Source organism: Vibrio sp. 1562, from assembly GCF_033340155.1.
Taxonomy (GTDB): Bacteria; Pseudomonadota; Gammaproteobacteria; order Enterobacterales; family Vibrionaceae; genus Vibrio; species Vibrio alginolyticus.
In genome coordinates, this window is record NZ_JAWOVY010000005.1 from 130,016 (window position 1) to 142,602 (window position 12,587).

Here is a 12,587-nt window from a genome sequence, read left to right on the forward strand (position 1 = left end):
ATGACATAGTTTGCGTCAATTAAATGCAAAAAACCCATCACTACCGAAGTAGAGATGGGTCTCGAATAGGTGGAGCCGACACATAAGCCGGGTTCTGTTCCGCTTGCACGGCGGTAGCCATTCGTCTAGGCCAGCAATCACTCACTGGCTCGAGCAACCTACCCGCCTCCTTACGCGAGCAACGCAATGTGGAGGCCTATTTGGTCTTGCTTCAGGTGGAGTTTACCCTGCTACGAACTATTGCTAGTCGTCCGGTGCGCTCTTACCGCACCCTTTCACCCTTACCTGTACCCTTACGGGCCATCGGCGGTCTTCTCTCTGCTGCACTTGTCGTAGGCTTGCGCCCCCCAGGCGTTACCTGGCACCTTGCTCTATGAAGCCCGGACTTTCCTCCCCTTTGTCAGTCTCCCGAAGGACGTCAACGTCAGTCTCCCAAAGGGACTTCGACGTCAGTCTCCCGAAGGACATCAACAAAGCAGCGACTACCCAGTCAGCTCCGAGGGCGGATTGTATAGAGTTCTCACTTCAGAGTCTAGTTAGATCACAGATATGATGAAATGAATGCACTAAGTGATGACTTTTTAGTCAACGTGCCAAAAATAGATAATAAAAAGGCCGATGCCTAAACATCAGCCCTCATTGACCATTTATCTCGCTAGCGGCACTTAGTCTAAGTTTTCTAAGCCCCATTTATATAGCGCATTCTTCTTCAAGTTATGTATTTCTGCCACCAAAGCAGCTGCTTTTTTCAAAGGCAGCTCTTTGGTCAAAATCCCTAACGTGCGTAAAGCATCTTCAGGTAGTGAGTCGTCTGTTGTTTCACGATGGCCATGTACCAACAATACCATTTCACCACGCTGTTGGTTATCGTCACTTTTCACCCATTTAATCAGCTCACCTAACGGCATGCCTTGAATGGTTTCAAAGGTTTTTGTTAGCTCTCTTGCCAACACAACTTCTCTATCTGGGCCAAGAACGTCTAACATGTCTTGTAGAGAGTCTAAAATACGGTGCGGTGACTCGTAAAAAATACACGTACGCTCTACCGAAGCAATCTCTAGGAATTTATCCTTACGACCTTTGCTTTTCGGTGGTAAAAAACCTTCGAAGCTAAAGCGATCAGATGGCAAGCCAGAGGCACTTAACGCCGTAATGACCGCACAGGCACCTGGAAGAGGCACAACTCTAACGCCCGCTTGACGACATTTTGTCACCAAATGGTATCCTGGGTCGCTGATAAGTGGCGTACCTGCGTCAGAAACTAATGCGATAGACTGACCGGAAAGCAGCTTTTCTACCAAAACTTGTGCTTTTTGCTGCTCATTGTGGTCGTGTAGAGCAAAAGTTTTGGTTTGAATATTGAAGTGAGACAGTAATTTGCCCGTATGTCGAGTATCCTCAGCGGCAATGATGTCCACAGTCGACAGAATTTCGATAGCACGTTGGGTGATATCCGCTAAATTTCCGATTGGAGTCGGTACGATATAGAGAGTTGGCCCCTCATTCGGCAACTTATTTTTATCTGTCATTTGTTTACCATCACTTCAACGATTAATATAGAGACAATTTTGTACAAAATTATAGAGAACTCACGGCAATGATTAACCATAAGAGACTCAGTGTACCACGCATACTTACTCCTGTTGCACTAGCAATTACGCTCGCCGCCTGTTCTTCAGGTCCAAGACAGCCTGATGGCGTTGATGTAACACTTGAGCCTACTCAGTCTGTTCAGAACTATATGATCCAAGCTGATAGCACGGAAGGCAGTTTACAAAATGACTGGTTGATCATGGCAACCAAAGCCGCGATTCAAGCAAACCAGTTTGATCAAGCAGAAATGTTGATCAAGCGCCTGGCTCGTCAACAGTTAACCGAAGTTCAGCAAGCAGAGTGGCAACTAGCGCGTGCGACCATACAGCAAAAACAGGGTAATTACTCTCAGTTGCTGCAATTGTTGAATTTTAAACCTTGGTGGAAGTTGCCAAATGAGCAATGGAAAGACTATTACTTGATGCGTGCCGACGCTTATCAAGGTCTTAACCAAGCGTTTGAGGCAAACCGCCAACTGGTTGCATTTGGTCAATATGCATCGTCCGCGGAGCAGAGAGAGATTTCTAGCCGTATTTGGATGAACTTTGGCAGCTACTCCGAGTACGAACTGACCTCATTAGAAACAGAGCCAAATGAAGATGTTTTGGATGGTTGGCTACAACTCGCTATTTATGCGAAAACGCTGTCGGGCAACTTATCCCAACTAAAAAATACCCTAGAACGCTGGTTAAACGAGAACCCATCGCACCCAGCCGCTATCTACACACCAGAAGAGATTCAAAACATTCTCTCTCTAGACATTGTTAAACCAAACAACACCGCTTTGTTACTGCCGCTTACTGGTAAGTTCTCGCCACAAGCGCAATTAATTCGTGATGGTTTTGTGTTTGCGATGATGAATGATCGTAACCGTGATCCAAGCGCTACCCTCACGGTAATAGACACTAATGCGTATAACGCCGACCAAATTAAACAACGTTTGATCAATGAAAACATCGACTTTGTTGTTGGTCCCCTAGAAAAAGAAAACGTTGAGCTATTGCACACAACCATGGATGGCTCAGAAAATGGTCCTACGATTCCAGCCCTTGCGCTAAATATTCCCGAAGATGTGCAACCAGATAGCAATATTTGCTACTTGGCATTATCACCAGAACAAGAAGCCGCACAGGCAGCGAAACACTTGTTCAGCGAAGGCTATAACTTCCCTCTGATTCTGGCACCAAAGGGCAGCTTTGGTGAGCGCGTAACTGAAGCGTTCAACAAAGAATGGCGCAAGTACAGCTCTAATAAAGTCGCAGCAAGTTATTTTGGCGACAAGCGCCAACTTCAAAAAGACATCAATGAAGTATTTGGTCTGCAAGAAAGCAAACAACGTATTGCTCAGATGCAATCATTAATGCGTATCAAGCTTGAAACACAGCCACGTAGCCGTCGTGATGTCGATGCGGTTTATATTGTTGCTAGAAGCACGGAACTAACTTTGATCAAGCCGTTTATTGAGGTAGCGATTAACCCAGACGCCAAAGCGCCACAAATTTTCTCTAGCTCGCGTAGCAACAGTGGCGGCGCGACTTACGAAGATCTAACAGGTATCATCTACAGCGATATCCCATTACTGATTGACCCAGACCCTAGCGTGACCGCTGAAATGAACGAGCTGTGGTCAGAGCAATCTAACATGGAAAAACGTTTGAAAGCACTGGGTATGGATGCGTATAAATTGATTGGGGAGCTGCCACAAATGAAGGTCGTTCCGGGCTACTCAGTTGGCGGCCAAACCGGTATTTTAAGTATCGACAATAATTGTGTTGTACAGCGTGAGCTAAGCTGGGCTGAGCGTGGGGCTCTTTAGTAAGCGCCAAATCGGAAATCAATATGAAGCTCTGGCGAAGCAGTATTTACAACGCCAGGGCTTAAACTTTATTGAACAAAATTTTCTGACTAAGGTCGGTGAGATTGATTTAATCTTCCAACAAGGTGAAACTATTGTGTTTGTTGAAGTCAAATACCGTAAGAACAATCACTTTGGCTCGGCAGCAGAAATGGTGACGCACGCTAAAATGCGCAAGCTAGTCAAAACCGCACAAGTTTGGCTTAGCCAACAAAAGCGCTTAAAACACAATATCGATTATCGATTTGATGTCATCGCCATTCATGATAATGGGCGAGATATCAACTGGATAGAAAACGCAATCTCTGAAGGATAAGCGATGCTAGATAGCATTAAAGACAGCTTTACAGAAAGTATTCAAATTCAAATCGCAGCAGCAGAGGCGCTGCCTGATGCCATTACTCATGCAGCTCAAGCGATGGTGTCGAGCCTGCTTAATGGCAATAAAATTTTATGTTGTGGTAATGGCGGCAGTGCTTCAAACGCTCAACAATTTGTTTCTTGTCTTTTAAACCGTTTTGAAACTGAGCGTCCTAGCCTACCAGCAATGGCCTTAACCGCCGATAATACCACCCTAACCGCAGTGGCCAACGATTACCACTACCAGGAAATCTTCTCAAAACAGGTACGAGCGTTTGGTCAACCAGGCGACATTTTGCTTGCCATGTCGACTAGCGGTAACAGTAAAAATATTATCAAAGCGATGGAAGCAGCCGTAACTCGAGACATGACGATTATCGCGCTAACAGGAAAAGATGGCGGAGAGATGGCAGGACTGCTCGGTGAGAACGACGTCGAAATTCGTATTCCATCACACCGCACTGCACGTATTCACGAAGTACATATGGTAACACTCCATTGTCTTTGTGATCTTATTGACCAGGTGCTTTTCCCTGCTCACGAAGAGTAACCAAGACTGAGAATCAGAATTATGCTACGTAGCCTCGTTATCTTATTAACAGCATTGAGTTTAAGTGGTTGCGCAGGTTTGTTTATCGCAGGTGCAGCAACCACAGCGAATATTGTCACGGACACACGCACGACAAAACAAATCTGGCAGGACAATAACATCGAATTCGAAGTTGCGGCGATCGGCAATAAAGCACCGTTTAAAGGTGAAGTTCGTGTCGTTGCCAGTTCATATAATGGGACTGTAGTCCTTATGGGACAAGCTCCGACACAAGACCTTATCCTTGCTTTAGAGCGAAGGGCTCGAGAAGTTAGTGGTGTAAAAGTCATACACAATCAAATCAAACAAAAAGAGCCACTCACTGTTACCCAGATTAGCAATGACAGCTGGATCACAACCAAAGTAAAGTCAGCTTTGCTTACTGATTCTGAGCTTAATGGTGTTAAGGTTAAAGTGATCACCGAAGATGGCGATGTTTTTCTGTTTGGTTATGTCACGCCAGAGCAAGGCGATCGAGCGACAGAAATCGCGCGTAATATCTCAGGCGTAAAACAAGTCATTAAAGGGTTCCAATACGGCGAAATGGAGCCTGTTGAAGTAGACTTACCGAGTGACGGTGTACAAACAATAGAAAGTGAGGCAAGCACAGAAAGTGAAGAGAACGTCGAAGTCTTTACGATTAGTGAGTAATTTCCAAAGTCTGGCTTGAAATCATCTTCAACAAGTTAAAAAGAAAAAAGCAGCGTTACGCTGCTTTTTTATTATTTAATCACTCTTAAGCTTGGTTTGCCTTTTGGTCGAGGAGCATCGTCCTCTTCGGCATCTGAATCAGAAACTAACTCAGAAGGCTCATCACTAACCGTTGTGAACGATGGGGATGATTCTTCCTCGGTCATCGCTTCTTCTTCGATGTGAGTGTACGCTTCTTCTGGTTCAAACATAGTACCAGCACCATTCTCACGTGCATAAATAGCTTGAACAGCATACACAGGCACGATCACTGAGTGCGGACGACCGCTAAAGCGAGCATGGAAGGTAATCGCATCATTACCTAACTCAAGATTACCCACTGCACGTGGCGCAATATTCAAAATAATTTGACCATCTTGAATAAATTCAACCGGGACACGCACCCCTGGCATTGTTGCATCCACAACCAAGTGAGGAGTCAAGTCATTGTCTACTAACCACTCGTAAAATGCGCGAAGCATATACGGGCGGCGAGCAGTCATTTTTGCAATATCCATAACGTGTTTTAAATCGCTTAGCGAACTAGGCGCATTTCACGTTCAGCTTCAGTCAAAGAAGCAAGGAACGAATCACGTTCAAATACGCGATTCATGTATACCTTGATTTCTTTTGAACCTGGGCCAACAAGATCGATACCAAGTTGAGGCAAACGCCACAATAGTGGAGCTAGGTAACAATCGATCAAGCTGAATTCTTCGCTCATGAAGTACTCATATTCAGCAAAAATTGGCGCTAACGTCAGAAGATCATTACGCAGCTTTGTGCGTGCTTTTTCTGATTCTTCCGCATTACCTTTCATCACTTTTTCAGCGAGTGAATACCAGTTGCGTTCGATACGGTACATCATCAAGCGGCTGTTGCCACGAGCAACAGGGTAAACCGGCATTAGAGGTGGATGAGGGAAGCGCTCGTCCAAGTACTCCATGATGATTTTTGAATCGTAAAGAGCTAGCTCACGGTCAACAAGAGTTGGCACTGATTTATATGGGTTTAGCTCAACAAGCTCAGCAGGAAGGTTTGCTTCGTCAACAAGCTCAACTTCAACACTTACGCCTTTTTCAGCTAGTACAATGCGAACCTGATGGCTATACAAATCTGATGCACTTGAGAAAAGAGTCATCACAGAACGTTTATTGGCAGCTACAGCCATGGAGCCCTCCAGTACACTTACAAATAAAAACAATGGAGGCTAAGCCTCCATTGTACATCAATTAAAATTGGGAATTAGCACGGTATTTTAGCACAATTAATGCACATCGCGCCAATACTCTTTCTTGAGCATCACAACAACGATGGTTAGAAGCACTAAGAAGCCCATTACCCACCAGCCTAGAGCATGACGCTCAAGCTGCACTGGGTCACCTGAATAAACTAAGAAGTTAACGAGATCGCCAACCGCTTTGTCATATTCGCCTTCACTCAGCTCACCGGTGCCATCGGTTTCAGTACCAACAACAACTTGTACTTCTTCGCCATCTACGATTTTCGTATCGTAAATCGGCGTCGGGATGCCCTGTAGCTCTTCAAGCACATGCGGCATACCAACACTCGGGAAGACGATGTTGTTCACGCCGAATGGACGAGATGGATCAACATAGAAAGAGCGTAAGTAAGTGTATAACCAATCAGCACCACGAACTCGTGCAACCAACGTAAGATCTGGTGGCGGAGCACCAAACCAGTTTGCCGCTTGCTTCGGTGGCATAGCATTGACCATTAGATCACCGATTTTCGCTTCAGGATTGAAAATCAGGTTTTCTTTCATTAAGTCTGTTGGAATTTCCAAGTCTGTTGCTACACGCTCGTAACGCTGGTATTGCGTAGAGTGACAAGCAAAACAGTAGTTCATGAACAACTTCGCGCCGTTTTGTAGCGAAGCTTTATCCGTAAGGTCAACATTCGCTTTATCCAGCGGAACATTGGCCCCAGCTGCCATCGCTAGTGATGGCAACATAGCAAATAGAATTACAATCCACTTCTTCATTTGAATGTCACCCTCTCTGGTAATGGTTTGGTTGCTTCATTTTTGCTGTAGAAGAACAGCAACACAAAGAACATGAAGTAACACAAGCTAAAGATCTGAGATAGTAGTGTGTACGTTGGTGTCGCAGGTAACGCACCTAAAATACCCAGAGCGATAAAGGCGATAGTGAACTGTACAATATTCAATAGATGAAGTTTGCTACGGTAACGGTATGAACGAACTTTACAACGATCCAACCAAGGTAGAACGAACAGCACTGCAATTGACGCGCCCATTAGGATAACACCTAATAGTTTGTCTGGAACCGCACGTAGGATTGCGTAGAACGGCGTGAAGTACCATACCGGAGCAATATGCTCTGGTGTCTTCAATGGGTTTGCAGCTTCAAAGTTAGGCGGCTCAAGGAAGTACCCACCCATTTCTGGGTTAAAGAACAGCACGTAACAGAAGAAGAACAAGAAACCAGCAACACCGACCAAGTCCTTAACCGTGCCGTACGGATGGAAAGGAATCGAATCAATGATGTCATATTTCTTCGTGTAGTAATCGTGGAACTTGAATTGCGTTTTGTAATCGTCGCCCATTGAGCCTTTTGGCAGCTTAGTTTCGATACCATCCGGGTTGTTTGAGCCTACTTCGTGCAGCGCCAATACGTGCAGAACAACAAGAAGAAGCAAAACAATAGGCAAGGCAATAACGTGTAGTGCGAAGAAACGGTTTAGCGTTGCACCAGAGATGATGTAGTCACCACGAATCCAAAGCGTTAGGTCATCACCGATAACAGGAATAGCGCCAAACAGGGAAATGATTACCTGCGCACCCCAGTATGACATCTGACCCCATGGAAGTAGGTAACCCATGAACGCTTCAGCCATGAGAACAAGGAAGATCAACATACCGAAGATCCACAATAGTTCACGAGGTTTTTGGTATGAACCGTAGATCAAACCACGGAACATGTGAAGATACACAACAACGAAAAACGCTGACGCGCCAGTGGAATGCATGTAACGCAGAAGCCAACCGTACTCTACATCACGCATAATGTATTCGATAGACGCAAATGCACCGTCACCTGAAGGAACATAGTTCATCGTTAGCCAAATACCCGTTAGGATTTGGTTAACAAGAACCAGCATCGCCAGAGAACCGAAAAGGTACCAAAAGTTGAAGTTCTTAGGCATTGGGTATTCAGACAAATGCTTTTTATAAGCATTCATTGCAGGAATACGCTTTTCAACCCAATCTAACATTGCTTGCATTATGCATCTCCCTCATCAACACCCACAATGAGCTTGGTATCGCTCAAATACATGTGCTTAGGAACGACAAGGTTCAACGGAGCAGGTACTCCTTGGAACACTCGACCAGCCATGTCGAACTTAGAACCATGACAAGGACAGAAGAAGCCAGATCTTACGCCCTGCACCTGCTCTGAGAAAGAGTCAGGTAGATAGGTTGGTGAACAACCTAAGTGGGTACAGAAACCAACTGCGACGAAAAACTCTTCCTTAATCGAACGAAACTCATTCTGAGCGTACTCAGGCTGCTGCTCCATTTCAGATTGTGGATCGCGAAGCTTATCACCGATCGATTTTAAGTTATCCAGAACGCTTTGAGTGCGGCGAACAATCCATACAGGTTTTCCCTGCCACTCAACACGAACCAGCTGACCTGGTTCAATTTTACTTATATCCACTTCCACCGGTGCGCCCGCCGCTTTGGCTTTAGCACTCGGATTCCATGATTTGATAAAAGGCACGGCGACGGCGACTGCCCCTAACCCACCAACAACTGCCGTTGTAGCGGTTAGAAAACGCCTGCGACCGTTATTTAAAGGCGCGTTGCTCATCCAAACATTCTCCCATTTGCTCCCTTTGGATCGTTATTATTCCGCTTATAAGAGCATGGCTAACAAATAATGAATTTAGTTCTATTTATTGGAGGGAAATGATAAAGAAAACCCTACTTTTTGACAAGATAAAGCTACCTTTTTGTAACATTTGTGAGGCAAATCGCTCGCGTCGTCACAAAAGCGGCAGAATTATAAAAAATTGATGTGATTTGTAACAAGAAAGCACCACATAGAAGCCCCGCTGAAAGCAGATAAAACCTTTTATCTTGGTAGTTTTCAGTTAATTACACAGAGAAATATTTCGTATTACGCGTTCAGCTTACTGTGTTTATATTTTCAATTTTGTAGCACGCAGAATGCTCAAAAAGGAGCGTAAGTCATTTTAAAACATGTTACAGGAAGAATAAGATACAAAGACATTCTTGCTGATGAATACATCTATGCTGCATCGCAAGAGAAAGCGTGGTGAGTCGCGATTAAATAAGGCACACATATAAAACGGCACTGGCAACCTTTCGACGAAGAGGACGAATAAGAAGGCCTGCTCGGAGTGTGATGATAAGTGAAGGCTGTTCGTTGCTTTAAATACAAAAAAGCCCGGCATAGAGCCGAGCTTTTGGTACACAGTTTCCAGAGTAACTCTGAAAAGCATAATTCCCGATAAGAGGAAATTAACGCTTAGAGAACTGTGGACGACGACGTGCTTTACGTAGACCAACTTTCTTACGTTCAACGCAACGAGCGTCACGAGTAACGTAGCCAGCTGCGCGTAGAGCAGGACGTAGAGACTCATCGTATTCCATAAGCGCGCGAGTGATACCGTGACGGATAGCACCAGCTTGACCAGAAATACCGCCGCCTTTAACTGTTACGTAAAGGTCTAGCTTTTCAGTTAGTTCAACTAGCTCTAGAGGTTGTTGTACAACCATACGTGCTGTTGGACGACCGAAGTATTCGTCAAGATTACGCTTGTTTACTACAATGTTACCGCTGCCTGGTTTAATGAAAACACGTGCAGCTGAGCTTTTGCGACGGCCAGTGCCGTAGTATTGATTCTCTGCCATTTTCGAAATCCCCAATTAGATGTCTAGTACTTGTGGTTGTTGAGCAACATGGTTGTGCTCAGCGCCCGCGTAAACTTTTAGCTTACGGTACATAGCACGGCCTAGAGGACCACGTGGAAGCATGCCTTTAACTGCAAGCTCAAGAGCCATCTCAGGTTTACGATCGATCAACTTTTCAAAAGTGATAGATTTTAGACCACCTGGGAATTCAGAGTGACGGTAGTACACTTTGTTCTTAGCTTTGTTACCAGTTACAGCAACTTTCTCAGCGTTGATAACGATGATGTAATCACCAGTGTCAACGTGAGGAGTGTATTCAGCTTTATGTTTGCCACGTAGGCGAGATGCAATTTCACTTGCTAGACGGCCAAGAGTTTTACCTTCAGCGTCTACAACGTACCAGTCGCGTTTTACAGTTTCTGGTTTAGCAACGAAAGTTTTCATGCTAACAATAACCCGTTAATTAAATTTTAAACTTTAAAGGAACACCCAATAGTGCTCCCACACTGTCTAAGAGCCCAGTCATCACCCCTTCGAGTCGTTGGTACTCTCGACCTTCAATTTCGAAATAACTTCGATAATCAGGTCTGCAGTAACGGTGGGTCGCAGGATTATAGAGAAGAGCGAAGAAAAAATCACCTTTTTTTGCGCCAAATCACTAATTTTTTCTTCACTTTTTTAAGAACCCATTGGATCTAGACCAAATGTTCACGCGCGAGATACTCATGACTTTGCATCTCTGTAAGCCGAGACAAACAGCGCTTAAATTCGAACTCTAACTGCCCGTCAGTATATAAGTCGGCCATTGGCACTTCAGCAGAAATAATCAACTTAACATTGCGCTCGTAAAACTCATCGACCAGCGCGATAAAGCGTCTCGCCGCATCATCTATTTTTCGGTTCATTTGTTGAACATCTGCCAGTAATACCGTGTGGTAAATACGAGACAATTCAATGTAGTCATTTTGACTGCGAGCAGTTTGACACAACTGAGCAAACGACGCATGCAGCACCCCGTCGCTTGCTTCAATCACCACCAGTTGACGGTGGTTAACTTCGATTTGATGAGCAACAAACTTACGCTCTCCAGTCAGTTGCTGGTAATATTTGTTAAGGTTTATGCTAGCCTGCTCATCAAGCGGGTAATGGTATATTTCAGCCTGTTCTAACGTTCTTAAGCGATAATCAACGCCACTATCGACATTCAACACTTCACAACGCGCCAAAATCATATCGATCGCGGGCAAAAAGCGCGCTCTTTGCAAACCGTTACGATATAAGTTCTGCGGCTCAATGTTTGAAGTCGCGACTAGGATCATCTGCCGCTTGAACATTTCTTGAAGTAGCGTTGCAAGGATCATCGCATCAGTAATGTCGGAAACAAAAAATTCATCAAAGCAAACCACATCTGCTTCTTCTTTAAATTTATCCGCCACTTTTGATAGAGGATTTTCGACATCACCTAACAGCTTCAACTCATCATGTACTCGATACATAAATCGATGGAAGTGGACGCGCATTTTTCTTTGGGTCGGTAAAGCATCAAAAAATGCGTCCATAAGGTAGGTTTTACCGCGACCTACCCCACCCCAAAAGTAAAGGCCTTTTGGTGGTTCAGGCTTGTCGATTTTTTTCCCCATTAGCTTTTGCCATTTGGAAAGCTGAGGCACAGGCGCTGACTGAAATTCAACGATAGCATGGTAAAGCTTGTCTAATGCAACGACCGCTTGATACTGAGCTTCATCACGCTGAAACCCGTGTTCTGCTATGTCTTTTTGATGTTGTTGTAGTGGTGTCATCGTATTAAGTCGTATAGAGGTATAGAGAAAAGGGTTACCTCGGGGTCAACTTTGAGAATAGAGAGAAGTAGTTATCAGTCCCCGAAGACATACTGCTATTTTTCTTTATCGGCTGTTCAAGCCATAGTAACATGGACGAGCACCGCGTGTAACTAAGTAGTAAAAGACTTGTTAAAACAACTATAAGGAGCAGTTATGCCTTGGATTTATGCCATTGTGGGTTTGCTGGTCGGTACAATCGTAGGCGTAGTCATTAGTAGACTAACCACCCCTGAATACAAGAAACAAAAGTCTGTGCAGAAAGAACTTGAAGCGGCCAAGTTTGAATTAGAGCAACAACGTCAAGAGCTCGTCGATCATTTTGCACAAACCGCAGAAATGTTGGACACCCTAGGTAAAGATTACACCAAGCTATACCAACATATGGCCAAGACCTCTTCTGAGCTTTTGCCAAACTTACCAGAACAAGACAACCCGTTTGATAAGAAAACGGCAATGTCGTCTGAAACCATTGCAGAAGATCAACCAGAGTTTAACGAACAACCAAAAGACTACGCTAATGGCGCCACCGGTCTTTTGAAGGATCAAGAGAAAGAAATCATTAATGCTCCCGAAGCGGTAACCGCAAAAGCATCATAATTCTCTCTTACTTCTATCTAGGGCCGATACATTTGTATCGGCCCTTTTTTGAACTTTTTCACCTCACCTTCGCTCTAACTTGGATGTGCACTGCCTCCCCTTTTGATTGTCCGAACTAGACCCTATATTAGTTATTAA

General features: G+C 44.6%; 14 protein-coding genes and 1 other RNA gene. 5 read left to right on the top strand and 10 right to left on the bottom strand.

The genetic code is table 11. The features are described 5' to 3' along the window. Positions 1-67 precede the first annotated feature (67 nt). Together rnpB and rsmI are read right to left on the bottom strand one after the other, a co-directional pair. An RNA gene (rnpB, locus tag R7Z49_RS07205) (RNase P RNA component class A) lies at positions 68-498 on the bottom strand. Between the two features lie 167 nt (positions 499-665). Then, complete coding sequence (gene rsmI / locus R7Z49_RS07210; protein ID WP_047101994.1) at positions 666-1,529, bottom strand: 16S rRNA (cytidine(1402)-2'-O)-methyltransferase; 864 nt, start codon at positions 1,527-1,529, stop codon at positions 666-668. 68 nt (positions 1,530-1,597) lie between these two features. Between rsmI and R7Z49_RS07215 the strand changes: the two genes are divergently transcribed. From R7Z49_RS07215 to R7Z49_RS07230, 4 genes are read left to right on the top strand one after another with little or no spacing between them, the layout of a single operon-like run. Then, complete coding sequence (locus R7Z49_RS07215) at positions 1,598-3,409, top strand: penicillin-binding protein activator (RefSeq protein WP_005372905.1); 1,812 nt, start codon at positions 1,598-1,600, stop codon at positions 3,407-3,409. Beyond that, the gene (locus R7Z49_RS07220) at positions 3,396-3,764 is read left to right on the top strand and encodes a YraN family protein (protein ID WP_005372903.1); all 369 of its coding nucleotides are present in this window, start codon (positions 3,396-3,398) and stop codon (positions 3,762-3,764) included. Before R7Z49_RS07215 ends, R7Z49_RS07220 begins: the two co-directional genes overlap by 14 nt. A 3-nt stretch (positions 3,765-3,767) precedes the next feature. After that, positions 3,768-4,358: a phosphoheptose isomerase gene (locus R7Z49_RS07225; RefSeq protein WP_005372901.1), complete on the top strand. Its 591-nt coding sequence runs from the start codon at positions 3,768-3,770 to the stop codon at positions 4,356-4,358. A 21-nt stretch (positions 4,359-4,379) separates the two neighbouring features. Beyond that, a complete protein-coding gene (locus R7Z49_RS07230) occupies positions 4,380-5,048 on the top strand; it encodes a BON domain-containing protein (RefSeq protein WP_005372899.1) in 669 nt (222 codons plus the stop codon). A gap of 71 nt (positions 5,049-5,119) precedes the next feature. Here R7Z49_RS07230 and sspB read toward each other — a convergent pair whose 3' ends face one another. The 8 genes from sspB to zapE form a co-directional block, all read right to left on the bottom strand. Further along, the gene (gene sspB / locus R7Z49_RS07235) at positions 5,120-5,605 is read right to left on the bottom strand and encodes a ClpXP protease specificity-enhancing factor (RefSeq protein WP_005372898.1); all 486 of its coding nucleotides are present in this window, start codon (positions 5,603-5,605) and stop codon (positions 5,120-5,122) included. Positions 5,606-5,622: 17 nt separating this feature from the next. Beyond that, positions 5,623-6,258: a stringent starvation protein SspA gene (gene sspA / locus R7Z49_RS07240; protein WP_005372897.1), complete on the bottom strand. Its 636-nt coding sequence runs from the start codon at positions 6,256-6,258 to the stop codon at positions 5,623-5,625. A gap of 96 nt (positions 6,259-6,354) precedes the next feature. After that, positions 6,355-7,092 (bottom strand): cytochrome c1, encoded by a 738-nt coding sequence (locus R7Z49_RS07245; RefSeq protein WP_005372881.1) that lies wholly within the window; start codon positions 7,090-7,092, stop codon positions 6,355-6,357. Further along, a complete protein-coding gene (locus R7Z49_RS07250; protein WP_005372880.1) occupies positions 7,089-8,354 on the bottom strand; it encodes a cytochrome b in 1,266 nt (421 codons plus the stop codon). Before R7Z49_RS07250 ends, R7Z49_RS07245 begins: the two co-directional genes overlap by 4 nt. Beyond that, positions 8,354-8,944 carry a ubiquinol-cytochrome c reductase iron-sulfur subunit gene (gene petA / locus R7Z49_RS07255; protein WP_005372877.1) on the bottom strand — a complete coding sequence of 197 codons (591 nt, stop codon included), beginning with the start codon at positions 8,942-8,944 and terminating at the stop codon, positions 8,354-8,356. Before petA ends, R7Z49_RS07250 begins: the two co-directional genes overlap by 1 nt. 674 nt (positions 8,945-9,618) lie before the next feature. Then, entirely contained in the window at positions 9,619-10,011 is a 393-nt protein-coding gene (gene rpsI, locus R7Z49_RS07260) for a 30S ribosomal protein S9 (protein WP_005372876.1), read from the bottom strand. A gap of 15 nt (positions 10,012-10,026) precedes the next feature. Next, positions 10,027-10,455 carry a 50S ribosomal protein L13 gene (gene rplM, locus R7Z49_RS07265; protein WP_005372872.1) on the bottom strand — a complete coding sequence of 143 codons (429 nt, stop codon included), beginning with the start codon at positions 10,453-10,455 and terminating at the stop codon, positions 10,027-10,029. A gap of 251 nt (positions 10,456-10,706) precedes the next feature. Beyond that, complete coding sequence (gene zapE / locus R7Z49_RS07270; RefSeq protein WP_318111497.1) at positions 10,707-11,810, bottom strand: cell division protein ZapE; 1,104 nt, start codon at positions 11,808-11,810, stop codon at positions 10,707-10,709. A gap of 195 nt (positions 11,811-12,005) precedes the next feature. On the opposite strand from zapE, the gene zapG reads away from it, so the two are divergent. Further along, complete coding sequence (gene zapG, locus R7Z49_RS07275) at positions 12,006-12,449, top strand: Z-ring associated protein ZapG (protein ID WP_005379861.1); 444 nt, start codon at positions 12,006-12,008, stop codon at positions 12,447-12,449. Positions 12,450-12,587: the final 138 nt, after the last annotated feature.

Excerpts from the sequence above, each read along its gene's own strand:
- rsmI (WP_047101994.1), bottom strand. The coding sequence starts at position 1,529 with ATGACAGATAAAAATAAGTTGCCGAATGAGGGGCCAACTCTCTATATC.
- R7Z49_RS07215 (WP_005372905.1), top strand. The coding sequence starts at position 1,598 with ATGATTAACCATAAGAGACTCAGTGTACCACGCATACTTACTCCTGTT.
- R7Z49_RS07225 (WP_005372901.1), top strand. The coding sequence starts at position 3,768 with ATGCTAGATAGCATTAAAGACAGCTTTACAGAAAGTATTCAAATTCAA.
- R7Z49_RS07230 (WP_005372899.1), top strand. The coding sequence starts at position 4,380 with ATGCTACGTAGCCTCGTTATCTTATTAACAGCATTGAGTTTAAGTGGT.
- sspB (WP_005372898.1), bottom strand. The coding sequence starts at position 5,605 with ATGGATATTGCAAAAATGACTGCTCGCCGCCCGTATATGCTTCGCGCA.
- sspA (WP_005372897.1), bottom strand. The coding sequence starts at position 6,258 with ATGGCTGTAGCTGCCAATAAACGTTCTGTGATGACTCTTTTCTCAAGT.
- R7Z49_RS07245 (WP_005372881.1), bottom strand. The coding sequence starts at position 7,092 with ATGAAGAAGTGGATTGTAATTCTATTTGCTATGTTGCCATCACTAGCG.
- R7Z49_RS07250 (WP_005372880.1), bottom strand. The coding sequence starts at position 8,354 with ATGCAAGCAATGTTAGATTGGGTTGAAAAGCGTATTCCTGCAATGAAT.
- petA (WP_005372877.1), bottom strand. The coding sequence starts at position 8,944 with ATGAGCAACGCGCCTTTAAATAACGGTCGCAGGCGTTTTCTAACCGCT.
- rpsI (WP_005372876.1), bottom strand. The coding sequence starts at position 10,011 with ATGGCAGAGAATCAATACTACGGCACTGGCCGTCGCAAAAGCTCAGCT.
- rplM (WP_005372872.1), bottom strand. The coding sequence starts at position 10,455 with ATGAAAACTTTCGTTGCTAAACCAGAAACTGTAAAACGCGACTGGTAC.
- zapE (WP_318111497.1), bottom strand. The coding sequence starts at position 11,810 with ATGACACCACTACAACAACATCAAAAAGACATAGCAGAACACGGGTTT.
- zapG (WP_005379861.1), top strand. The coding sequence starts at position 12,006 with ATGCCTTGGATTTATGCCATTGTGGGTTTGCTGGTCGGTACAATCGTA.